21 protein-coding genes and 2 pseudogenes are annotated in these 21,453 nt (G+C 60.0%); 19 read left to right on the top strand and 4 right to left on the bottom strand.

Going from position 1 to position 21,453, the window contains the following annotated elements:
* Positions 1–493: 493 nt before the first annotated feature.
* Complete coding sequence (locus tag FFM53_RS33310; RefSeq protein ID WP_138333765.1) at positions 494–817, top strand: DUF736 domain-containing protein; 324 nt, start codon at positions 494–496, stop codon at positions 815–817.
* 56 nt (positions 818–873) lie between these two features.
* Positions 874–1,206, top strand: a complete 333-nt coding sequence (locus tag FFM53_RS33305) for a hypothetical protein (protein WP_138333766.1) — start codon at positions 874–876, stop codon at positions 1,204–1,206.
* A 63-nt stretch (positions 1,207–1,269) separates the two neighbouring features.
* Here FFM53_RS33305 and FFM53_RS33300 read toward each other — a convergent pair.
* Positions 1,270–1,547 (bottom strand): annotated as a pseudogene (locus FFM53_RS33300) (HU family DNA-binding protein).
* A 369-nt stretch (positions 1,548–1,916) separates the two neighbouring features.
* Between FFM53_RS33300 and FFM53_RS33295 the strand changes: the two are divergent.
* Positions 1,917–2,126 carry a hypothetical protein gene (locus FFM53_RS33295; RefSeq protein WP_138333768.1) on the top strand — a complete coding sequence of 70 codons (210 nt, stop codon included), beginning with the start codon at positions 1,917–1,919 and terminating at the stop codon, positions 2,124–2,126.
* 196 nt (positions 2,127–2,322) lie between these two features.
* Here the strand turns inward: FFM53_RS33295 and FFM53_RS33290 are convergent, their stop codons facing one another.
* A complete protein-coding gene (locus FFM53_RS33290) occupies positions 2,323–2,598 on the bottom strand; it encodes a WGR domain-containing protein (protein WP_130760009.1) in 276 nt (91 codons plus the stop codon).
* Between the two features lie 504 nt (positions 2,599–3,102).
* Between FFM53_RS33290 and FFM53_RS33285 the strand changes: the two genes are divergently transcribed.
* A complete protein-coding gene (locus FFM53_RS33285) occupies positions 3,103–3,588 on the top strand; it encodes a hypothetical protein (RefSeq protein ID WP_138333770.1) in 486 nt (161 codons plus the stop codon).
* Between the two features lie 1,065 nt (positions 3,589–4,653).
* On the opposite strand, the pseudogene FFM53_RS36725 reads toward FFM53_RS33285, so the two are convergent.
* Positions 4,654–4,793, bottom strand: a pseudogene (locus FFM53_RS36725) (LysR family transcriptional regulator); the annotation flags it as partial.
* Between the two features lie 613 nt (positions 4,794–5,406).
* Here FFM53_RS36725 and FFM53_RS33280 point away from each other — a divergent pair.
* The 15 genes from FFM53_RS33280 (at position 5,407) to FFM53_RS33210 (ending at position 21,096) form a co-directional block, all read left to right on the top strand.
* Positions 5,407–6,213 carry a hypothetical protein gene (locus FFM53_RS33280; protein WP_246413378.1) on the top strand — a complete coding sequence of 269 codons (807 nt, stop codon included), beginning with the start codon at positions 5,407–5,409 and terminating at the stop codon, positions 6,211–6,213.
* Between the two features lie 11 nt (positions 6,214–6,224).
* Positions 6,225–6,680 (top strand): hypothetical protein, encoded by a 456-nt coding sequence (locus FFM53_RS33275; protein ID WP_138333775.1) that lies wholly within the window; start codon positions 6,225–6,227, stop codon positions 6,678–6,680.
* A 334-nt stretch (positions 6,681–7,014) separates the two neighbouring features.
* Positions 7,015–7,962: a lytic transglycosylase domain-containing protein gene (locus FFM53_RS33270; protein WP_246413376.1), complete on the top strand. Its 948-nt coding sequence runs from the start codon at positions 7,015–7,017 to the stop codon at positions 7,960–7,962.
* Positions 7,962–8,321: a TrbC/VirB2 family protein gene (locus FFM53_RS33265; RefSeq protein WP_077988459.1), complete on the top strand. Its 360-nt coding sequence runs from the start codon at positions 7,962–7,964 to the stop codon at positions 8,319–8,321. The genes FFM53_RS33270 and FFM53_RS33265 overlap by 1 nt, the downstream gene beginning before the upstream one ends.
* A gap of 2 nt (positions 8,322–8,323) precedes the next feature.
* Positions 8,324–8,650 carry a VirB3 family type IV secretion system protein gene (locus tag FFM53_RS33260; RefSeq protein ID WP_077988460.1) on the top strand — a complete coding sequence of 109 codons (327 nt, stop codon included), beginning with the start codon at positions 8,324–8,326 and terminating at the stop codon, positions 8,648–8,650.
* A gap of 3 nt (positions 8,651–8,653) precedes the next feature.
* Positions 8,654–11,173, top strand: a complete 2,520-nt coding sequence (locus tag FFM53_RS33255; protein ID WP_138333778.1) for a VirB4 family type IV secretion/conjugal transfer ATPase — start codon at positions 8,654–8,656, stop codon at positions 11,171–11,173.
* Complete coding sequence (locus FFM53_RS33250) at positions 11,151–12,326, top strand: transglycosylase SLT domain-containing protein (protein WP_138333780.1); 1,176 nt, start codon at positions 11,151–11,153, stop codon at positions 12,324–12,326. Before FFM53_RS33255 ends, FFM53_RS33250 begins: the two co-directional genes overlap by 23 nt.
* Before the next feature lie 22 nt (positions 12,327–12,348).
* Positions 12,349–13,140, top strand: a complete 792-nt coding sequence (locus FFM53_RS33245; RefSeq protein ID WP_138333782.1) for a conjugal transfer protein — start codon at positions 12,349–12,351, stop codon at positions 13,138–13,140.
* A gap of 5 nt (positions 13,141–13,145) precedes the next feature.
* Complete coding sequence (locus FFM53_RS33240; protein WP_204339664.1) at positions 13,146–13,340, top strand: hypothetical protein; 195 nt, start codon at positions 13,146–13,148, stop codon at positions 13,338–13,340.
* An 8-nt stretch (positions 13,341–13,348) separates the two neighbouring features.
* Complete coding sequence (locus FFM53_RS33235; RefSeq protein ID WP_138333785.1) at positions 13,349–14,422, top strand: TrbL/VirB6 family protein; 1,074 nt, start codon at positions 13,349–13,351, stop codon at positions 14,420–14,422.
* A gap of 28 nt (positions 14,423–14,450) precedes the next feature.
* On the top strand, positions 14,451–15,185 hold the full coding sequence (locus FFM53_RS33230; protein ID WP_026158453.1) for a VirB8 family type IV secretion system protein: 735 nt from the start codon (positions 14,451–14,453) through the stop codon (positions 15,183–15,185).
* An 8-nt stretch (positions 15,186–15,193) separates the two neighbouring features.
* The gene (locus tag FFM53_RS33225) at positions 15,194–16,009 is read left to right on the top strand and encodes a TrbG/VirB9 family P-type conjugative transfer protein (RefSeq protein WP_246413374.1); all 816 of its coding nucleotides are present in this window, start codon (positions 15,194–15,196) and stop codon (positions 16,007–16,009) included.
* Positions 16,010–16,020: 11 nt separating this feature from the next.
* A complete protein-coding gene (gene virB10, locus FFM53_RS33220; protein WP_138333789.1) occupies positions 16,021–17,358 on the top strand; it encodes a type IV secretion system protein VirB10 in 1,338 nt (445 codons plus the stop codon).
* Positions 17,355–18,404, top strand: coding sequence for a P-type DNA transfer ATPase VirB11 (gene virB11, locus FFM53_RS33215; RefSeq protein WP_138333791.1), 1,050 nt, complete (start codon positions 17,355–17,357; stop codon positions 18,402–18,404). The genes virB10 and virB11 overlap by 4 nt, the downstream gene beginning before the upstream one ends.
* Positions 18,373–21,096 carry a type IV secretory system conjugative DNA transfer family protein gene (locus FFM53_RS33210; RefSeq protein WP_138390650.1) on the top strand — a complete coding sequence of 908 codons (2,724 nt, stop codon included), beginning with the start codon at positions 18,373–18,375 and terminating at the stop codon, positions 21,094–21,096. The genes virB11 and FFM53_RS33210 overlap by 32 nt, the downstream gene beginning before the upstream one ends.
* A gap of 95 nt (positions 21,097–21,191) precedes the next feature.
* Here FFM53_RS33210 and FFM53_RS33205 read toward each other — a convergent pair whose 3' ends face one another.
* Positions 21,192–21,434, bottom strand: coding sequence for a hypothetical protein (locus FFM53_RS33205; RefSeq protein ID WP_158081461.1), 243 nt, complete (start codon positions 21,432–21,434; stop codon positions 21,192–21,194).
* Between the last annotated feature and the right edge of the window lie 19 nt (positions 21,435–21,453).

Genomic DNA, 21,453 nt, shown 5'->3' with positions numbered 1-21,453 from the left:
CGGCCCATCGCGGGCGGTTCTCGATCGATCTCGATGCCTGACCGTCGCGGCACTCCGGGCGACATCCCTTAAAATCAGGTCTGTCACGTGGTTGCGCTCCGCAGAACTGCAGTCGCGTCAGGGAAGGCCGAGGGTTCGGGCCTCACGCCACCGAACGCCATCTTTGACGATGAGGATGGAATCAGGACTGTGCCGATCTCTCGCGATGTGCCCGACTGGTTGACGGCCAGCGTTCGTTGACCCGAACACCACCAACGCATGTCACGAGCGCGGCACTCCGCGCGGCAGCAAACGGGCGCCACGGCGAGGTCTCCTGACGACGTCGCAATCAAAGACCATTCCCGTTCTTTATGTTGCCTTTCTAAGGGACCCGCCGCGATCAGCGTCAACCCGCAAGGGGTTTCCCTTCGCTGCGCTGCGGTGACGCCTGCGGCGCGGCCCCTTCTTCGGGCGCCATCGGGAATGGTCCCGATGCAACGAAGGAGACAATCCCATGGCTACCACGATCGCAACTCTCACCGAAAAGACCGACGGCACTCTCGAAGGCGTCTTCGCTACCATCCGGGTCAACGCCCCCATCGCCCTAATCCCGAACGCCAACAAGGCGAGCGAAGAAGCCCCGGACTACCGCATCATCCACCGCAAGACCGGCTTTGAGATCGGCGCAGGCTGGAACCGCGTCTCCCGCCAGACCGGCGAAGAATACATCTCCACGAAGCTGGAGGCGCCCGAGATCGGCGTGATCTTCGGCAACGTCGCCCCGGCACCCGGCGGCGAGCCCGGCAGGAAGGTCATCCTCTGGAACAGCCCGGCCTGAACCGGTCCGCCGGCCCCGAAACCGGGGCCGGCTTCCCCATTCCAAAGGAGGCCGCCATGAGCCGCTACACAATTACCGTCACCAGGACCGCATTCCGCCACTCCGACCCGGATGCCATTATCGGCTATGACCGCCCGCTTCAGACGTTCTTCCTCCAGGCATTTCCGGATGCCAGTGGCGAGGATCTCGAACTCTGGCTTGGCACGGACTTCCGGGAGTTCGAAACACTGTCACAACTGCGGTCCGCAGCAATCGCACGCGGTTTCGACTTCATACCCTTGGCATCCGGCATTCTTCACAAGCTGCTGGACGACCATGCCTGTGAAGCGCATCACGCGGTCAGCGACACGATCATCCAGGATATTCTCAACGGGACATCCGCTCGCTGACGCAAACCCAAAACGAAAATAGCCCGGCACGGCGCCGGGCTATTTTTTGCTTGGCTGACAAGATTACTTGTTCAGCGCATCCTTCAATGCCTTGGCCGGCGTAAAGGCCAGCTTTTTGGCTGCGGCAACCTTGATCGTCGCGCCAGTCGACGGATTGCGAGCCTCGCGCTCCGGTGTCGCCTTCACCTTGAACTTACCGAAGCCGGGGAGGGACGTCTCGTTGCCGGCAACGGCTGCCTCGGTGATCGATGCAATCACTGCTTCGACGATCGCCTTTCCCTGGGCCTTGGTGAGGCTGTGTTCGCCGCGATCTTGTCGGCGATTTCGTTGGTTGTGGTCATTTTCTTCTCCGCATCAACGTTAATATGAGAATCCCTGACAGGGGATCAACGCGCTGTCATCGACGCACCGCACCAACTTCAGCGATTTGCCCGTTTTTCCACAACTACGAAGGGGCTTTGGGGCATCGCCGTGGGTCTGCATGGTGGATCCGCAAGCGGGCATCGAGCCCGCTCGCAGATCTCTGGTGCCATACGGAGAGGGAATGTCTGCTCAGTTCGGTCGATAATGCCATGGCGGCATGAAGGCCTCAAGGACGAGCGGTTCCCCCAAATTTCAGGCCCGGTCCTGCGGCCCGGACCGGAAATTCGGCTCCCCCCCTCGCCGGCTCCGCCGGTCGCTACCGCGATCCTTGACCCCTCCATCCCGCCATGACCGCGGGCGTCGTCTTTCACAACGTCAAGGAGACGACGACGATGCTTCTGGAACAACACATTGAAGAGCTTCGCCTCGAACTGCGCGAAGCAATCGACCCCGTCGAGCGCCGCGAGATCGAAATCGAACTGGAGCTGGCTCGCGCCGAGCTGGCGGTGATCACCGCAGAGCAGGAGGGCGCAATCGACACCGAGCCACCCTTCTGAGGGTGGCTTTCGCCATGTCGCCTGGCCTGACGCGCCGGATCGACCGGCGGTCACGTCCGAAGCTTCGCTTCGCCATTGGCAGGTCTCAGAATCTGCCGTGCTTCCTCCAATTGTCGAAAGCGATCGGATTTCCTACTCCTGTTTCGACCCCATGTCTCCACATGAGGATGCATCCGCCCCCACGGCACTCCCTTCGCTATCGATCACCCGACGCATCTTGCCGTATATGCGGTTTCGGCCTGTATCCGCGCGACCGCCTCTTTCGCAAAAGCTGAAGGAAGAGCCTGACTGCCTCTTCCTCCCGCGTGAAATGATGCTCCCGCCTTTGACCTCTTGCCCCGATGCGGCCCCATCGGCGGATGAGACAGGCATCGCCGAACAGATTCGGTTCAATCGACATGGCATAGTAGCGGGCCATGTTTTTCTTGGCGTCGATGCGTTCGACATAGAGCTGGTAGCGTTGCGCGATCATGACACGGAGAATCGGGCAGGGCCGACTCGGCGTCCAACGACATGTTTGAATCGGTCAGTCTCGATTGATTCATGCTGATGATGGGTTGTCGGCGGATGATCCGAGCGAGCCGCCTGCGGCGGACGGTGCTATTCGCTCTCGCTCACGGAGCCCGCAATCGGTCTCCGCCCATTCGGGTCACGCCCCTCTCGCGGCTGCTGCGCCGGCGGCGCGAAGTCGTCGCGACCATGGCCGAGGATAGACTGCATTGCCGGCTTGACGCCGGATACGGACACGGCGCCTGGGGCGCCGTGGTCTATCTCTCTCTGACGTTCCATTGTGCACCCACCACTCCGGCGTCAAGGACTGCGCGGCCCCTCCGATTTTCAGTCGCTGTCCCTTCGGGCCATCACCAGAAAATCGGTTCCTCCGCTTGCCGCCGCTGGCGGTCGCATTCCGCGATCCCTGACCCCTCGCGGCTACGGTGCGGCCTCCTTTCGTCAGAGACGGAAAGGAGACACTGATATGTCCAATGACTGGTACTACGTCCATCAGCTCGCAGTGCTTGCGGGCTTCAGGCTCATCGTCCTTGCAAATCGCTTGGGTTGCAAAGATGAATTCCTATTGGAACTGCATGACAAGCTCATCGAGGGACTGGCATGTGCAATTGCGCGGGTGCAATCCATCATGGCGCTGGAGCGCCAGCTTGCCATTGACTCGGATGAGGAAGGCCTCGCGGCCTTCCAGCTTCATGGCGAAAAGGAATGCCTTGCCCGTTTCCGGATCACGCTGCTCGATGACCTCGAAATCGACGTCGACACTCACGAGTACCGTGTGAACGGCGGCGAATGGCACTATGCGCTCTCGGCCGATTGCGACGGCATCGAGATCAGCTATCCGAGCCTTTCTGCTCTCACCGACGACGAGCTGGGCACGCTCGCCCCGACCGTCCGCGCGATCCGCAGCGAGGCGGGCATCGGCATCAGCATCGGCTGTGTCATCTACGGTTGATGCGCCGGCGAGGGGCGGCTTCGGCCGTCTCTCGCTTTTCCCACTGGCTTGACCGCTTGCAGGCATCGAGCCTGCGCGCAGTCTTGAGGGGAGAGACTTGCCGCCTCTCCCCTCAAACACCCCTCTCCCTGCGGAGCGGGTCGAGACCCGCCCGGCCTGTCGGGCCGGTAGTCGGACGCTACCACGACTTCCCCAAACAAGACGGAGAAGAGGATCACCTTGCGCTTTGCCCTCATGCTTCGGGCATCCGCTCCAGCTGATCCTCTTCTCCTGCCGTGCGCTCGCCGTCTCATCGTTCGTGCGCCATCGATGCCCATTCCCCCTCGGTCACGATCATCCTGGCGCCTCACGACGACGGCTCGCTTCAGCATCTCTCACAAAATCTGGCTGGCCACCGTGCTGTTCCTCCGGCGCGGCTCACAGGCTTGCCCCTGTGAGCGCTATTGCTTTGTCTCACGACTCGCAACAGCATCAGCGCCTCGGGCACGGTGTCCAGGCCGATTTGGTGGAAGATGGCAGGATAGGCTAACGGTATACCGTTAGCCGTTTTCGCCCGAGGGCGATGGCCGAGAGGCGTGATCAGTGCCGGAATCTGTCGCCGCTCATTCGCAGGCGTTGGGTCTGCCCGAACATGGATTTGGTCTTGGTCTTGGTAGAGGTCGTTCGGCGGCAGAAAGAGGCACCTCCTCACGGCGCCACCTTGAATCGCTAGTCTGTGAATCGGCGAGCGGGCAATTCCCACGTTTCGCCAATCAGTAAAAGAGAGATCGGGCGTTCTCGCGTTTCGGCGGTTGGGCTGGCCGGTGGATCAGCGAATAGGTTCGTCAGCGATTGTGCGGCTCGGAGAATAGGCGAGGGGGTGCTTCGCCAACTGTGCTCATCGGCGAACCGGCCATCGCGCTTATTACTCATAGACGATTTCAGCGAATAGGTGGTTGAGCCAATGGGCTTTTTGCGGATTGGGAGTATGAGCCGATCGGTGGCTTCGCGAACCGGCGGTTCGGGGATTGCGTTGATGAGCGATCGTGCGAATGAGCGTCTCGGCTATGTTTTGCGGAGAGGCTCTTAGCTGCCATTTGCGAAGTTAGGCGCCAGTTCCTCGGGCATTCCGTTGGGTACCGACTGCTTGAGAAATTCAGGAAAGCTGCCACGCGAGCGCTGAGCAGATGTCGCGACGGATAGAGCGCCGATAATGCCATCTCAGATCATCAGCAGATGCAGGTTCAAGACGTCGTTTGTGCGTGGCCGCGGGTGAGCAAACGACCTTACGGCGAGCCTCGGTCTTCAACACGAGTCTTTCAGATGGTATGCCGCCCGATCAGAAGAGTCCCTGTCCGAGCGATGGAGGTTGATGATCCGAGCGGCATCTTTGAAGCTTATCCCGTGCTTCTTGGCAAAATAGTCGACGTCATATGGATCGGAAATTTTCCTGCGTGTGTCCTGCTCGATTTGTTGACTTCGCCGCATAGAATTCTCCTCTGAACTGATTAAGGGAAGGTCTCATGCAACGATGTCTGCTTCGTGGTTGTTTGACGATAGTGAATGCTATTCGGAAGTCGTCTTGGAGGCAGTTCTGTGTTGTCTGTTGCAGCGGAGACTCTGTCGAGCTGGCGCCAGGGCCTGCTTTGTCAGGCCTTGGCACTCTTACGCTGATCCGAGCCTGTGCTCCGTGCCGACCATCACGTTGTGTCGGTAGTCGTATGGCGCGTTCGTCAAAATCTTGAGACGGCCGCATCTGGTTGAAAAGATATTATACTGGAGTATAAGTATGGCCGGCGGCGCGAGGGGTAAGGTCAAGGGAGATCAGAACACCCCTGCGTGGCCTCCACGCTGTTAACACCGGGTCTGCATCTGACACACAACCGATCGCTACTGACGAAGGAATGGTACAAAGTTCCGATATCCATCGATTGCCCGGGCTGCGGCGCACAGACCCGGTCCGCCGGCATTGTCGTTGGACCATCGAGCCTCATCAACGCTGCCGAAGGTTCTGAGGACGATGTTCTGACGCGGCCATGGACACTGATTGATGCATTCGCATTCGTAGAGTCACTCGGTGGTCGAACGAAGAATGTCGAGAAGTTCATCGTGAACCGATTTCACAGCGCGTTTGAGTTCCGGAACGATCGCTTGTTATCGATCTGCGAGCATTGCGGAGAAAATCTATCAATTGCTTCTTTCCGCTCCGCCGCCATGAACGGCTTCGTCCGCCTGGGGCAGAAAGGTCTGCTGGTCAACGAGCGGATGATGCTCTTTGCGTCACACGTTGTGTTGACGGAATTCCACGGCGGCATGTCAATCGAGGCAAGCAGCCTGCCGCATCCAGACTACGCGCTCATGCTCATTTGCGATGCGGAAAGCGCAGGCGGCGAAACCGGGACTATCGAACTATGGCATAGCATTGCGCGTAGTGATTACGCCATTGTCGTCAAAGGCCATGAGGGCCGAGAGATGTTCCGCGACGCTTTCAATGAGGATCTTGAGGACGTTGTGGCAACTATTTCAGATCTCGGACTGGTTCTGACGCAGCTTCACTTGGCACAGGCATCATCACCCTATTGCCAGCTTGCCCGTGACCTCTTTCTCGAAACCCTTGCCCGTTTCGGATATCGGCAAGACGATTAGAAAGCAACACTATGCGGATTTCCAAAACGCGATCGGTTTCATTGGCGATAATGATGCTGTTGTCCGGATGCGGCGACCTTGCACGCGTGCCGCGACCGCTGCCACCAGCCCCATTTACTCATCTCAGTCTCACCGCCTGCAGATCCTATGCCAGCAATATCCTCGAGTGCCAGCTTGAATATGGCACCCAATTCGGACGCCAGCGCCTCGGTCCTGTCCAGCAGACGGGGGTTGATATCAGTCGCGATGACAGCCGCTATCAGGTCACGTCATGTTACTCAGTTCCGAGGATACAGAAGGAACTGCCGAATTTCGTGTGCCGAATCTCCAAGGTCCAATCGTGGACCGATGCCGGTTCGGTGTTGATCAAAGGCGGCACAGCGGTGCGCCTTGCCCGCATATTGGGTGATCGTGAACAGATCCAATATCGGTGGACGCCGGATAAATGGTCGCGCCTACGCGATTGATTTCCTTTGAGAAAGGTGTCCCGAACCGATGCTGCCGCAGCAAAAATTATACCGGAGTGAAACTTTTAAGTTGATTTCCGCAACGGAATGCGGTTCAAAATCTTATACCGCAGTATAATTGTGGACTGGTTCGGCCATGGATCGCATACCATTTTCGCCCGTGAAGAGACCGCAAAAGTCATGGTCGCGAAGTGCGCTGTGGGTTGCTGGAATGTCGGCCTTCCTGCTCACCGGTTTCGCTTCCGACCCTTGCGACAGCGATCTGCCCTTCAATTCGGGAACTCCCGCTCACGCCGTTGGGCCTGGCGGTATCACGACTGAGAAGGCAAGGAGAGTGGCAGCCAACTTGATCCCAATTGCCGTGTCTCTGGCCGTTGCAGCCAAGCAGCCGCCACAGCCGACCATCGATTGGGTCAACTTCAGTCAGCGCTTTGACGCGCCGAAAGATGAAGATCCGATTGGACCTGGCGTTCTTTCCTTGGACACGGTTGAAGAGTTTGAAAACAGTCGCGCGGAATTGCCGGGAGAAGCGGCTGATAGCGCGAATGCACGCCGCGAACGCACGGTGCATTCGCCGATCGACGTCTTTTCTTTTAAGCCGACGCCGTTCCCTCACATCATCGATACGCCGGTCGCGTTGAAAGCTGATGACGACCTAGCGTCGATACGGGCCCGACCCGATCTGCTTTCCGGCATTCCCGAAGAATATGCAAAACTCGCATTGGCGATCGCCGCCGCGGAAGACGTTGACCCGAACTGGGTGCTCTCGATCATGCGGGCCGAAAACGCCAATTTCGATCCGCGTCTCGTCAGTCCTGCCGGTGCCGTCGGCTTGATGCAGGTGATGCCGGGGATCGGTGCCGCCTTTGGCGCGAACGATCTCGCCGATCCCGAACAGAATATCCGCGCCGGCACGCGATTCCTCCGTGTTCTCATCGACAAATATCGCAATCCTGTGCTTGTCGCCTCTGCCTATAATGCCGGTGAGCCTCGTGTCGATCTTCGCCACTCTTTGCCGCTGATCCGGGAAACCGCCGACTATGTCACGCGTGTCGTCGGGTTCTACGTTGGACCGGCGGCGACCTCTACGGGCACGCCTAGCCTGTCATCCGCCTCGGAGTCCGGCTTGAAGAGCCGGGCAGGAACTGCCGGCCGCGCAAAGTCGCCGATGCTTGTCTTTTCGGTTGCAGATCCGCTGACAGCGGCGAACCGCTCCCCCAAGGAAGACGGGCCGACCCACGTTGGCGGCCCGATTAAAATCGTCAAGGAAGAGGTGCATTGATGAATCTAATCGCAGTGGCAGTCCTTTATGGCAGCGTCGCCTGGCGTTCAAGGACGAAGCGCAAATGGCTTGGCAATGCCGCAATGGTATTTGCGGCCAGCCTGATCCTGCTTGTCAGCCAGTTCGAGCCAGCTGCGGCGCAGAACCTCGATGCCTTGCAAAACGCTGCTGACCGGCTGGTGCAGTTCTTTACCGGCCCCTTCGGCCGCTCGGTCGGAGCGATCGCCTTCATCGGCATGTTTCTGGCCGCAGCCTTCGGTTACTGGTCCTGGGGCGCCCTGCTTCGGGTCGGGGGAAGCCTTGCCGGCATGTTCGCCGCCGCCGAACTTGTCGACTTCCTCGCTGGAAGTGGGTCGTGATCATGGCGACATCTAGCGGCAACACCGACGGCGGAGACGACTACATCGAATGCCATCCGGTCATTCTCGCTCTGACACGGCCGCCGACGGTCATGGGGATCCCTTACACATACTTTCTGGCGGAATGCTTCATCTCGCTGATGGTGTTCATGATCTTAGGCTCGATCCTCTGGTTCCCGGTCTCCTTCGTGATCCTTCACAGCATTCTCTATGTGCTGACGGTGAAGCTCGACCTGTGGTTTTTCGAGATCGTCGGCCGGCTCAGTATGTGCGGCGTCAATCCTCTGGGTCGACGGCTCGGCGGTGGAATCAGGACCTATGGGGCGTGATCGATGGGCACCATGGCGAGATCGTTGAAAGGGAGCTTGTCGAAAGGTTGGGAGATATTCGCCGACCGCAGCGTATCGACACATGTTCCCTTTTATGTGCCGATCGAAAACGGCATTATCCGACTGAAGAACGACTGCCTGGTCTCCACTGTGCAATTGACCGGCTTTTCGTTTGAGACCGCCGATATCGAGACGATCAACATGCTGCAGCGGCAGCGCAACGCGGCGTTTCGCGCGATCTCGTCGATCGGCAACTTTGCGCTCTACACCCACGTCGTCCGGCGCAAGGTCGCGCCGTCGCTGCCATCGGCGTTCGCCGATCCCTTCATGCGCCGCCTCGACGACATCTACCAGTCAAGCATCTCCAGGAACGAGATGTTCGTTAACGACACCTATGTGTCCGTGGTCGTTCGGCCGCTGTTCAGACAAGGCTCGGCACTGTCCCGTGTCATGGGCATCGGCGGCAATGCCGTGCGCAGGGAGCAGTTTCGTGCGATGCGCGACAAGCTTGTTGAAGCAACAAGGGCTCTGGAAAAATCGCTTGCCGCCTACGGTCCGAAAGTCTTGCGCGACGTGCGGCGCGCCGAGGTCGATCTTGGCGACGGAAAGACGATCTACCGGACCATCTCCGACGACACGATGCTTGAGGAAGGCACGCGAACAATCTGGTTCTCGGAGCAATGCGAGTTCTTCTACACACTGCTGAACGGTGGCCGGGTCCGGCCGATCCGCCTCGGCAATATACCGATCGACGAGATGTTACCGGCGCGGCGGACATCGATCGGCAACCGGATCATCCATCTCCAGGGGGATACGGTGGGCGACGACCGATATGCGGCGATGGTGTCGCTGAAGGAATATCCCCCCGAGACCGGCGCCGGCATGCTCGACTATATCCTCAAGCTGCCTTTCGAGATGGTGCTGACCCAGTCGATGTCGTTCATCGACGATATGGCCGCCCGCAGCCGCATCGAAAGGCTCGATCGGCAAATGTCGAAGGCCGACGAAGGCGGCTCCAGCGTTCAGGCCAATCTCGACATCGCCCGTGACGAGCTTGCACGCAAACGCGTCGCCTTCACCGAGCATCACCTCACCGTCATGCCGATTGCCAGGACGACGGCCCAGCTTGATGACGCCGTGGCACTGATTGGGAATGAGCTCGGGGCGCTTGGCGCGTCGTACGTTCGCGAGGATCTGAACGCTGAACCCGCTTACTGGGCGCAACTGCCCGGCAACCAGGCCTATATCGCGCGGCGCGCTCTCATCTCGACGCTCAATTGCGCGGGCTTGAGCAGTTTTCACGCCTATCCCTATGGCAAGCCGGACGGAAACCACTGGGGACCGGCGATCACCATTTTCGAGACGACCTCCGGTACGCCGTTCTTTTTCAACTTCCACCAGGGGGACGTCGGGCACACCACGGTCTTCGGACCGACGGGTTCGGGCAAGACCGTCATCATGGCTTTCCTGATCCTGCAGGCCTACCGCGTCAGCCCGCGACTGAAGACGATCGTCTTCGACAAGGACCGTGGCCTCGACATCATGGTGCGCGCGGCGGGCGGCCGATACATGACACTGGAGCCCGGCGAACCGTCCGGGTGGAACCCGCTGCTGCTCGACGACACCGAGGAAAATCGCGTTTTCCTGAACGGGCTTTTGAGCTTCATGCTGAAGCCGTCAAAGGAAGGCGAGAGCCTGACGCCGCAGGAAGAAGCGATCATTCGCCACGCGATCAAGTCAGTGCTCAAGACGAAGGACAGAGCGTACCGCCGGCTCTCATCCTTGCGTGCCCTCTTGGCCGGAAGCGAGAGGACCGAAGGCAGCCTGATCGCAAGGCTCGACAAGTGGGTCGACCGCGGCCCCTATGCCTGGCTCTTCGACAATGCCGATGACAATCTGGATATTTCGAGGCCGATGATCGGCTTCGATATGACGTCGATCCTCGATGATCCGACGGTGCGCACCGCGGCCCTCCTCTACATGTTCCATCGGTTGGGCGAAATCTATGACGGCAAGGCGCCGATCATCAACCTGATGGACGAAGCCTGGAAGCTGCTCGACGACGACGAGTTCAAGCGCACCATGAAGGACTACTTCAAGACCATCCGGAAAAGGAACGGTCTGGTGATCTTCGGCACGCAGTCGGCCGACGACGTCGTGCAATCGAGCGTCAGCCGCACGATCATCGAGCAGACATCGACCAACATCTTCTTCGCCAATCCGAAGGCCGACGAGCACTCCTACATGGCGCAGTTCGGGCTCTCCAGGGCCGAATTCGAATGGGTCAAGAACGGCGACCCGAGCTCGCGCTTCATGCTGATCAAGCAGGCGAGGAGCAGCGTGATCGCGCGCGTCGACATGTCCCACATGCCGGAGTTCATCAAGGTCTTGTCCGGCCGCGAGGAGACCGTTCGCGAGGTCGAGATGCTGCTCGACGAATACGGAGACGATCCGAAGAACTGGCTGTCGAAATTCTGCGACTGGGAGGGGGAAGCGTCCGATGACCAACGCAAAGCTTCCTGAGTTGGCGACGGCCGGCGTGCTGGTGCTGGCGACCGTGATAGCCCCGGCGGCCACCCGCGCCCAGGTTCCGGTGATCGACAATGCCCGCCAGAAGATCCAGCAGGCGACCTTGAACTGGTACGAGGGTTATCAGGCCGATACCCGGAAACTGAAAGGCGCCTCGGGCGGTACGACGGACAGCGTAGCGCCTGGCCAAGGCTCCGGCGCACCCGTCGATTGCTCGGCTGACGGCATGGGCGGCGACACCGCACCGGCGGCGCCATCGCAGCGGACGCCAAGCCAGCAGGAAGTCGCCCGGATGGTCGAGGACGAGGCGATCCGCCAGGGCGTCGATCCCAATTTCGCGCTCGCCATTGCCGAACAGGAATCGCGTTTCCGACAGTCCGCGCGCTCGGCGGTCGGCGCCACTGGTGTCATGCAGCTGATGCCAGGCACGGCTGCGCAGCTCGGCATCAATCCCTATGACACCCAGGACAACATCCGCGGCGGCGTCAAATACATCAAGCAACTCCAGGGAATGTTCGGCGATCGCTACGATCTGATCGCCGCCGGCTACAATGCCGGGCCGTATCGGCAGTCGCTACAAAATGGGCAGATCCCGAACATTCCCGAAACCCAGGATTATGTCAAAAAGGTCTCCGCCTATTACAGCCGCAACAAGGCGCAGAATGGCGACCGGACCCCGCCGGCTAGCGACAACACCGAGCCCGAGAGCGCGAGCTACGGGAACGGTTGCGGCGAGCAGCTGAAAAAGGCTGTCGACCGCAACACGCAGGCGCAGGCGGAGCGCGGGTCGGTCTGGAATGAGCTGCTCGGAAAATCGATTGAAGCGAACCAGCAATATCTGCAGCGCCTGCAGGCCGGCTTGCAATCGTCGTCGGCCAACGTGCGCGGCTCCGGCGGCGGCAACTCCAAGGATTTCGACGGCTCGCTTGTCATGGCACAAATCCAGTGCCCATCGACCGTCGTCGACACCGGCAGCACCCGCTGCTTTGCCGTGCCGTCGAGTGCCACGACCGAGCAGATCCAGCGCTGGCTCGATGACCTGCAGGAACAGGCACGCGCCAGTGGCGACACCGCGACCTTCTCGGCGATGCAAGATCCCATATTGGGCCTGGTGACGGTCGTCGATGCGAGAGCGACAGCAAACTGAACGGACAAGAGAGGTTAGGCACATGAAGAGATTTGTCATCGCGGCAGCCCTTGGCATCGTCGCCGTTTCGCCTGCTTTCGCGCAGGTCCCCGTCAAGGATTCGGAGAACATTTCGCTTAGTGAGGACATCAAGCGACTGTCGTCTCAGATCCAGCAGGACACCTCGGTCGTCAAGGACAACACGACGAAGACCTTGCAGGCGATCACCGGCGATCGCAGTCAGGATGCCAGCCAGTTTGCCAAACTTGCGACCGGCAATGGCTTCAGCATGGGACAGGCGCCGGATTTCGGATCGATCCTGTCGGGAAACCAGGCCGTGTTCGGCGGCATCAGCGGTCAGTTTCAGAACACGGCCGCCAAACTGATCAACGGACTCAACCTGGTGAAGATGGTGGTCGATACCGTCAAAGGTGGCGAGCTCTCCGGCCCCAACCAGGCCTATTCGCAAGGGGTCAATGCCTTGACGACGATGACGGCGCTCACCGATGCGATGAACAGCGCAACGAAGGATCGGCAAAATTCGTTCATGCAGGCAACCGAGAAGATCGGCACGGCTCAGGATCTGAAGGGTGCGCTCGAACAAAACACCCAGATGGTGCTGCAGGGCAACCAGACCGCCAACGAAGCGGTCGGCTCGCTCAATAATCAGGTCATGTTGCTGAACCAGCAATATAAGGCGGCGCTCGCCACTTCGTCGCAGAACCTCAAGACCTTCGCACCGCTTCCCGACAGCGTGATGCGCGATGGGGGCGCGCAGCAACAGGGGGCCTCGGTTCGCGATCAGTTGAAGGCGTTCGAGGAGCAGGAGCAGTGAGGCTGATGCTCATCCTCGCGTTTTGTTGCGCGGCCTTCAGTGGCTGCGGCGGCAAATACGAACAGCTGGCGAAATGCTCGGCCGACGAAAACCCGGTGCCGGCACTTGGCTACGACACATCGTCGGTGCCAACGCCGCCGGAACAAGCGCTGGCAAGAGCCGTCATGGATGATTGCGGCCCGATGCGGCCTGTCAATTAGGATGCGAGATGGATCCAGTCAGCTACGCGATCAATTTCTATGGCGACGCGCTCCGATATTTCGACAAGATCAACGAAGCCTCCCTTGAACGGGCGTGGGGCCTGTTTGCCGAAAATAGCAATCTTGTCTCAGCCATCCTGGCGATCTTCCTGATCCTCTACTTCCTCTGGGGTGCACTCGGACTGTCGAGCGTATCCCTGCAGGAAATGGCGGTTACGGCCTTCAAGATCGCGCTCGCCTATGCACTGATCATGTCCTGGGCCACTTTCTACGACAATATCGGCCAGTTCGTATTGTCCTCGCCACAGGATATCGGCTCGGCTATTTCCTCGGCAATGGGCGGGCAGTCGGCTGGGTCCGATCTTGCCAGCCAAGTCGCCTCGATGGCGCGCAAGGTCTACGACTTCGCCATGCAGCTCTTCAATTCCTATGAATCCGGCTGGCTACCCAATGTCACCGGCGCCGTGGTCGTGTTCATCGTGCTGGTTTTTGGGCTGCTGCCGATGCTGCTGATCCTCACCGGTGTGACGCTGTTTGCCAAGATGATCACCGCCGTCATGCTGGCGATCGGCCCGATCGCGATCCTCTGCTACTTTTTCGGCATCGCGCGATTTGTCTTCGACGCGTGGGTGAGGGGCATCGCATATGGAATGTTCATGCTGCTCTTCACCTATATCATGGCAGGTCTGTCGTTCGGCTTTCTGATTGGCATGATGGACACCATCAACGGCGACATGGCGACCAAGGAAAACGCCTTGGCGATCGTGCTCGCCATGGTGCTTTACCTGGCGCTGATCTCCTATTTCATTTTCCAGGTTCCCGACTTTGCCAGAACCTTTTCCTACGGCACCGCGATATCGGGCGTGCCGGGCGGAGGCGGTGTCGATACCGGTCACAGCGCCGCGCGCACAACACTTGCATCCGGCAACTCGAGGACGGGGCAGGCGGCGGCCGTCGCCCTTGGCATGCTGAGTGGTCCGAGAGGCGCCGTTACGGCGGCGGCACTTGCCGGCCGTGGCAGTGTGGCCGGCGTCGGGACGCTCGGCCGGATGCTCACCAATCGCCGCCGCAACAGCGAGTGAACGAGACACCGATATTCGAGGGTAACACTTGGAATTGTTCAGAAGACGGATAACACCTGCGCCGACCGACCATGTCCCCGGGCCACAGGAAATCTATAATCGGCACCTGTCCTGGGGCGAGAAGAACCGCTCGCTTCGGACCTTGATCGGTCTCATCCTGCTTTCATTCGCGGTGGCCGGCTGGGCTATCGCCGGGATACTCTCGTTTTCCGTGGCGCAACTCTTTCCGCTTGTCCGCACCGAGGTCGTGCCCCTGATCGTGGACAAGAATACCGGCTACATGGAGACGGTGACCACGCTCGACAAGGATCGATCGAGCGTCTCGGATATCCAGGCCGTTCGCGCTTCATTCGTCGGCAACTACGTCATCCGCCGCGAGACCTACGATCCCCGCTATCTCTCGGACAACTTCGACATGATCGCGCTCTGGTCGGAACCGAACTCGGACGCCTTCAAGGAGTATGAGGCGTGGATGAACCCGAGCAATCCTCGAGGGCCGGTGAAGACGCTGGGTGCCACCGGCGACATTCGGCCGGAAATCTTGTCGGTCAATCCTCTCAATGCCTCGACCATGGCCGTCCGATTTGAGACACGGGAGCGCCAGCGTGGTGGCGACGTCATCAATCGCTGGTCTGCTACGGTGCGCTACCGGCAGATCAATCTTCCCGCCAGTAACCGGGTTCGTTTGTACAATCCGTTGGGCTTTGTCGTCACCGAATATGCAAGGGTCCCGGAAACCATGCCGTCGGGGCCGGCCCAATGATAAAACGGATGGCGGCGCTTTCATTCCTACTGCTGGGGACCACGGTCGGCCATGCCGAACTGGTCGCACGTCCGGGAAGGCTCGATCCTCGGGTTCGCTCGCTTCCCTATTCGGCCGAGCAGGTCTTCCTGGTGACCGGCACCTACGGGATGGTGACGACGATCCTCTTCGGCGCTGACGAGGAGATCACCCAGGTCGTTGCGGGCGACACCGTCTCCTGGCAGATCCTGACCTCAGCCGACCGACGTTCCCTGACCTTGAAGCCGATGGAGAAGGACGCGGCGACCAATCTGTCCGTCGTCACTACCAAACGGACCTATTCTTTCGATCTGCGCGTCAACGATAGCAAGGTGATCCAGAACCAAACCTTCAAGCTGCAGTTCACTTACCCGGAAGATGCTGGGCTGAAAGGAACGGCAGAACTCTGGAAGCAGGCTCAGGACGCTGAGCGCAACCCGAACCTCAAGAACATCCGGCGCGACAAGGTCAACTACGACTATGGCTTCAAGGGAAGCGATGCGGCAAAGCCGCTCTGGGTGTTCGACGACGGATTGAAGACCTTCATGAAGTTCACCGGCGACATTCCGGCGATCTTCATCGTCGACCGGAAGCGGCGCGAGAGCCTCGTGAACTACCGCCGCGAGGCCGATTATATCGTCATCGACACCGTCTCGCGGCAGTGGTCGCTGCGCTATGGCACCGAAGACGAGACCTGCCTGTTCAATCTTCGAACTGTTCCCGCCGATATTCCGGCGCCGATCGAAGGTGCGGTTGCGCCAAAGCGGATTGGTGCCGGCGGTTCCCCGCAACAAGCTCAACATTAGGAACGCGCGCCATGTCGGATCCAAACTATCATTCGCTCGACACCGACAACGAAATCGGCGGCCCGGTCCGGCGGAGCGGTGTGGGTCTCATGCGGCCGATCGCGGTTATCGCGGCCATCGCCGGCATAGGCGTCGTCCTTTACTTTCTCCTTGCCGGTGGCGAGCGGCAGCCGGCGATCGACACGACACCGCGTGAAGAGTTCCGTCCGGTCCAGACGCCGAGGAATGAGGGTTTCAGAGCCCCGGCCCCGCCGCCGCTGCCGACGGTGGTCGTTCCGGAAGCACCGCCGCCGCCCCCTCCGCCCCCGCCAGCGCCCGTCGTTCCGGCGGCTGCACCGGTTCTACCACCGGCTGAGGTCGACTGCACCAGAGGCAAGAGCCCGGACAATCCCCGCTGCATCGAGCTCGCGCGGCAAGCCAAGCTGCTGGAGCGTGTTCGCTCTTCCTCCATGGTGTTCGACCAATCGGATCAGAGGAACGGCGCAGCGCAGGCTTCGACCGGCGCCACGGGTTCGGGACTGTTCGGCGCCAGCGATCCCTCGGCGGCGCAAACGGCGGCAGCGTCAAACGGCGGCGGCGCGGTCGACAGTGATCGTGCTTTCCTGAAGGCGATGGGCGGGCAGGGTGTCGAAGTTTCAGTCGCAACCGACAACCGCCGCACGGACGCCTGGATCCCGCAGGGCACGATGATCCGCGGAACGCTGGAGACGGCGATCAATTCAGACCTCGCCGGCATGGTGAAGGGGATTGTGCGCGACGATGTCTATTCGTTCGATGGTCGTCGCATCCTTATACCGGCCGGATCGTCCCTGATTGGCGATTATAAATCCGGCGTCGAGCGGGGACAGGAGCGGATCCTGATCGTCTGGACGCGGATGATCCGCGGAGATGGTGTTTCGGTGCAGCTCGGCTCCTATGGCACCGATCGGCTTGGGCGCTCGGGCATGACGGGTGTCGTCGACCGAAAATATTGGGAGCGATTCGGACCGCCGGCGATGATGACGCTGATCGGTGGCGCCACCCAATACATCGCCCAGCTTGGCCAGAAGCAGGATCGCGATATCACCATCGTCAATGCGGATGGAACTGTGACCAGTATCCCCCAGGACAATGGCGAAACGTCGCAGGATCGTGCCCGCGAAATCGCAGCCGAGACCATTGCGTCCGGCATCCAGCAGCTGGGGACAGAAGCCTTCCAGGATAGCCGCAATATTCGGCCGACGATCCACATTCCTCAGGGGTCCGACATCAACGTGTTCGTAACGCGCGACCTCGACTTCGCCGGGCTTTATGCGGACCCGGTGCGCGAAGAATTCGAGCGCTTGCGCAGAAAGAGGCTCGGCAAATGAACGCGCGCCCGTCGATTTCTGCCGAACAGCATTTTCTGTCGGAGGCGATCGAGCCGATCCGGCCGTTCCTCGACGATCCCGGTGTCATCGAGATCTCCTGCCAGCGCAGCAATGAGATCTGGCTGGAGCGCATCGGCCAGCTCAGCATGGTGAGGCAGCAAGTCGACGGCCTCGACCAGGAATCAATCCGCCATATGGCCTCGCGCGCCGCCTCGTTCACCAAGCAAACCGTCAACGCCCAACATCCGCTGCTGTCGGCGACGCTGGTCAATGGCGAACGCGTGCAGTTCGTGCTGAACCCGACCTCGGCGACCGGCCACGCCTTCTCCATCCGCAAGCAGTTTATCCGTCGTTTCGATTTGAACGACTATGAGAAGGCTGGCGCGTTTCGCTTCACCAAGGTGACCGGCGACGATTACATCGACGACATCGATTTCGAGCTGTCGCGCCTGCTGCGGGCCGGCGAGGTTCGCGCCTTCCTGGAACTCGCAGCGATCAATCACCGGAGCATGCTGATTTCGGGCGGCACCTCCACCGGCAAGACCACGTTTCTGAATACGATGCTCACCGCCATTCCGAACCACGAGCGCTTCATCCTCATGCAGGACACTGCCGAGCTTGAGCCATGCCAAGAGAACGTCGTGTCGCTGCTGGTCTCGAAGGGTGGCCAGGGCGAGGCGAGGGTGACGATGGGGGATCTGCTGGCCACTGCGCTCCGTCTCAGACCGGACCGGATCTTCATGGGCGAGTTGCGCGGCGACGAGGCCTTCGACTTTTTGAACGCCATCAATACAGGGCATCCAGGTTCGATGTCGACCATCCACGCAAACTCACCGCACCACGCGTTCAACCGGCTGTCGACGCTGGTGCTCAACAGCAACGTGCGCATGGAGCGCGACGACATCATTCGATACATCCGCTCGATCATCCCGATCGTGGTCCAGTTGAAGAAGAGCGATGCCGCCGGCGGTCGAGGCGTCAGCGAGATCTACTTTGCCGATGAGGTGGACGAAAATGGCAAGCGTATCCACGCACACAGAGAGTGACCGCCCGAAATGGACGGGCCTGCAGCGGGCATCGTTGTTCACCTTGCCGGTGGCACTGCTCGGCGTCGTTCTCCTGTGGCTCGCCTTGTTCACGCTGATCTACGACGCCTACATCACCTCGTTCGGGTCTTCGTCCTACTTCGACTACGTCGCACAGGTGCGGTTCGTCGATGCGATCCACTATACCTGGTCCATCATCCATGTGCGCAACACGGTCGGGCTTTCGCTGCTGGCCTTCGTCCTTGCCTCGCCGCTCCTGTTTTTCTTGGCTTGCCTTTGGATGCTGAAAGGTGGCAGGGCGCTATCGCGCAAGATCCTCTATCTCCTGCATGTCCGGTCGATGTTCAGTCTGATTGCTCATACGGCTCTCATCTTCACCGCCGCCTATGCCGGTGTCATCGTCTACGGCGTGGCCTTCTATATGGTTGCCACCAGGGCCGGCGAGCATGCCGAGATTGCCAGCTACTATGGCAAACATCTGGCCGCGATGTATCAGGCGCCTTTCGGCGCAATCGATGCAGCCGGCGCCTATCAAAAACCCTCCCGGCAGACGTTGCTCGCCGCGCTCGCAGGTCTCGCTGCCGCCGGTGCCATCGTCGGATTTCCGATCGGCGCGGCAATCCAGAAACGTCAGCGGATGATCATGGGAAAGGCACGCCTCGCCACCTTGAAGGACGCAGCCGATTTTCGGCTGCGCGACAAGCACGGCATCGTTCTCGGACTGAAACAGGGTTTGCTTTTGCGCAATGACGGCGACCAGCATGTGATGGTGATCGGTTCGCCGGGGCAGGGCAAGTCGCGCGCCTTCGTCATTCCGACAATGATGAGCTTTCAGGGATCGCAGGTCGTCCTCGACATGAGCGGCGAGCTGTTCGAGGAAACCTCCGGTTACCTGAAAGACAAGGGATATGAGGTTTTCCTGCTGGCGCCCGGCTCGAAGTTCACCGACGGCTACAATCCCCTCGACCTGATCAGTGACGAGCCGAACCAGCGGATCACCGACCTGCAGAAGTTGACGCAGATGCTGTTGCCAGAACGGCTGCGATCGGATTCCTCCGACTTCTGGGAGGAAAGCGCCAGGATCCTGTTGACGGCGATGCTCGGCTTCGTGCTCGAATGCCCTGACACCCGCAAGTCGCTCAGCGAACTCTACCGCATCCTCAACTCGATGTCCGACGAGCGCAAGGCGATCATCCAGCTACTGGAGAACTACGAGTCGGTTCTCTCCGACCAGACCCGTATGCAGCTGACCAAATTCGCCGGCCGCCATGAAAAGCTCGGGGAGGGGATCGCGGCGGAGATCGTCGCCAAGCTCAACTTTCTGCAGAACCCGCTGGTGGAAGCGTTGACCTCGATCACCACCATCCCGATCGACACTATCAGAAAGCGTAAGCTCGTCATCTATATCCAGGCGGACTGGAACGCCATGCAGATCTACGAGCGGCTGATCTCGATGTTTATCCAGCAGATGGCTGACAAGCTTGTGCAGATGGGGCCATTGCGCAACGGTGAGCACGAAGTCCTGATGATGCTCGACGAATTCGGCAACGGTGGTCGGATCGACACCGTGCTGACGCTCGCCCCGCTGATCCGCAAGAATGGCGTGCGTTTCGTCTTTATCCTTCAGGATGGCGCGCAGCTTGAAAGGCTGTATCAGCGCTCCGGCCAGAAGATCCTGATGGGCGCTTCGACGATCAAGCTGTTCATGAATTTTCAGAACCAGGAAGATGCGACCGCAGTCTCGATGGCCGCCGGCAAGACGACGGAGTGGGTCGAGCAATCGTCTTACTCCCATCGTCACGGCCGAAGGCAGCGGTCGATCTCGAAGGTGCCGGTCTCGGTCGATCTCCTTCCTGTCAACACGCTGATGTTGATGAAGCCGGAAGAGGCGATCCTGCAGGTCACCGGAATGCCGCTGATGCGCATCATGAAGCTTGATTCCGGCGGTGAGCGGATGTTTTCGAAAGTGCGAAAGTTCAAGCCGGTGAAAAGACCTTGCATGGAGCCGGCTGAATGGACAATCGCCGATAGTAAGTCCGCTGCGGCGGCCCCGGCCTCGACAGGCACTGACATCGATGCCGTGCGCTTCGTCGTCAAGGATGCTGTCCGCCACGTCTACATTTCCTCGCTCGATGAGCTGCGTCATCGCCTGGATCTCGACGAGACACGCGAGGCCGGCGTGGCGGAGGAGGAGGTACAGGCGGAAAAGAAGAAGCAGTCGGGAGACAAGCGAAAGGGGGATCCGGCGAGCGGGCAACGAAAGCGCGGCATGCCCAAAACGCCTGGAGCCGCTCGCGAGAGTGACATCGGTCTCGATATCGACGAGGAGAAGCTCAGCCGCAATGTCTATTCGGGCTCACCGGCACATCGGAGCGTTCGAGCCAAACCGGCCAATGGTCCACCCAAGCAAATCGATCCTCGGTCGGTGGCGTCTGTTCTTCAGCGGCAGGAGGTCAGAGAAGTATTCGGGGCAGATCTTACCGCGTTGAACGACGTGATCTTCCAGCAGGCCGAAGGGAATGCACTTGAGCCGGTCTTGCTCAACGCGGATGTCGAGCTCTTGATAGAGAGCCTGTCGGATCGGCTCACCGAGGGCAGTTCGAACGCCTACCTGCGCCAGTTCGCTAGCTTGGCGCGGGATCCGCTGGGCGAGGATCGGGAGCAATCTGGGACCGAGGCGCATTCTGAGTAGATGCGACGTCGCCCGCAACGACGCAACACTGCGTCCCCATCTTGCAGGGAGAACGATACATGGGTGAGATCCGACATATCTTATACCGCGATATTTCAGAAAGTGGTCATCTCGAACGAATTGTTGCTGCCGCCAAGGCTGACGCCGGCTTTTGGCTGATGGTGAAGGAGCGCGAGATGGAAAGGCAAGCGAACCGAGCCGAGGTTGGCCCAGAGGGCGATGGTGAGGATGCGATCGACAAGTCGGCCGGTGAGGCTGACGCCCACGATCACAGAACTGGCCGACGACCTCGTCTCGCGCATGTTCGGAACTTGCCCACCCGAGGTACTGGTGATCATCCAATAGGCGCTCCTCGAT

It is taken from the genome of Rhizobium indicum (assembly GCF_005862305.2).
Classification (GTDB): domain Bacteria; phylum Pseudomonadota; class Alphaproteobacteria; order Rhizobiales; family Rhizobiaceae; genus Rhizobium; species Rhizobium indicum.
Note: the sequence above shows the minus strand (reverse complement) of the source record. Positions and strands in the feature narration are given on the sequence as shown.

Excerpts from the sequence above, each read along its gene's own strand:
- FFM53_RS33310 (WP_138333765.1), top strand. The coding sequence starts at position 494 with ATGGCTACCACGATCGCAACTCTCACCGAAAAGACCGACGGCACTCTC.
- FFM53_RS33305 (WP_138333766.1), top strand. The coding sequence starts at position 874 with ATGAGCCGCTACACAATTACCGTCACCAGGACCGCATTCCGCCACTCC.
- FFM53_RS33295 (WP_138333768.1), top strand. The coding sequence starts at position 1,917 with ATGACCGCGGGCGTCGTCTTTCACAACGTCAAGGAGACGACGACGATG.
- FFM53_RS33290 (WP_130760009.1), bottom strand. The coding sequence starts at position 2,598 with ATGATCGCGCAACGCTACCAGCTCTATGTCGAACGCATCGACGCCAAG.
- FFM53_RS33285 (WP_138333770.1), top strand. The coding sequence starts at position 3,103 with ATGTCCAATGACTGGTACTACGTCCATCAGCTCGCAGTGCTTGCGGGC.
- FFM53_RS33275 (WP_138333775.1), top strand. The coding sequence starts at position 6,225 with ATGCGGATTTCCAAAACGCGATCGGTTTCATTGGCGATAATGATGCTG.
- FFM53_RS33265 (WP_077988459.1), top strand. The coding sequence starts at position 7,962 with ATGAATCTAATCGCAGTGGCAGTCCTTTATGGCAGCGTCGCCTGGCGT.
- FFM53_RS33260 (WP_077988460.1), top strand. The coding sequence starts at position 8,324 with ATGGCGACATCTAGCGGCAACACCGACGGCGGAGACGACTACATCGAA.
- FFM53_RS33255 (WP_138333778.1), top strand. The coding sequence starts at position 8,654 with ATGGGCACCATGGCGAGATCGTTGAAAGGGAGCTTGTCGAAAGGTTGG.
- FFM53_RS33250 (WP_138333780.1), top strand. The coding sequence starts at position 11,151 with ATGACCAACGCAAAGCTTCCTGAGTTGGCGACGGCCGGCGTGCTGGTG.
- FFM53_RS33245 (WP_138333782.1), top strand. The coding sequence starts at position 12,349 with ATGAAGAGATTTGTCATCGCGGCAGCCCTTGGCATCGTCGCCGTTTCG.
- FFM53_RS33240 (WP_204339664.1), top strand. The coding sequence starts at position 13,146 with ATGCTCATCCTCGCGTTTTGTTGCGCGGCCTTCAGTGGCTGCGGCGGC.
- FFM53_RS33235 (WP_138333785.1), top strand. The coding sequence starts at position 13,349 with ATGGATCCAGTCAGCTACGCGATCAATTTCTATGGCGACGCGCTCCGA.
- FFM53_RS33225 (WP_246413374.1), top strand. The coding sequence starts at position 15,194 with ATGGCGGCGCTTTCATTCCTACTGCTGGGGACCACGGTCGGCCATGCC.
- virB10 (WP_138333789.1), top strand. The coding sequence starts at position 16,021 with ATGTCGGATCCAAACTATCATTCGCTCGACACCGACAACGAAATCGGC.
- virB11 (WP_138333791.1), top strand. The coding sequence starts at position 17,355 with ATGAACGCGCGCCCGTCGATTTCTGCCGAACAGCATTTTCTGTCGGAG.
- FFM53_RS33210 (WP_138390650.1), top strand. The coding sequence starts at position 18,373 with ATGGCAAGCGTATCCACGCACACAGAGAGTGACCGCCCGAAATGGACG.
- FFM53_RS33205 (WP_158081461.1), bottom strand. The coding sequence starts at position 21,434 with ATGATCACCAGTACCTCGGGTGGGCAAGTTCCGAACATGCGCGAGACG.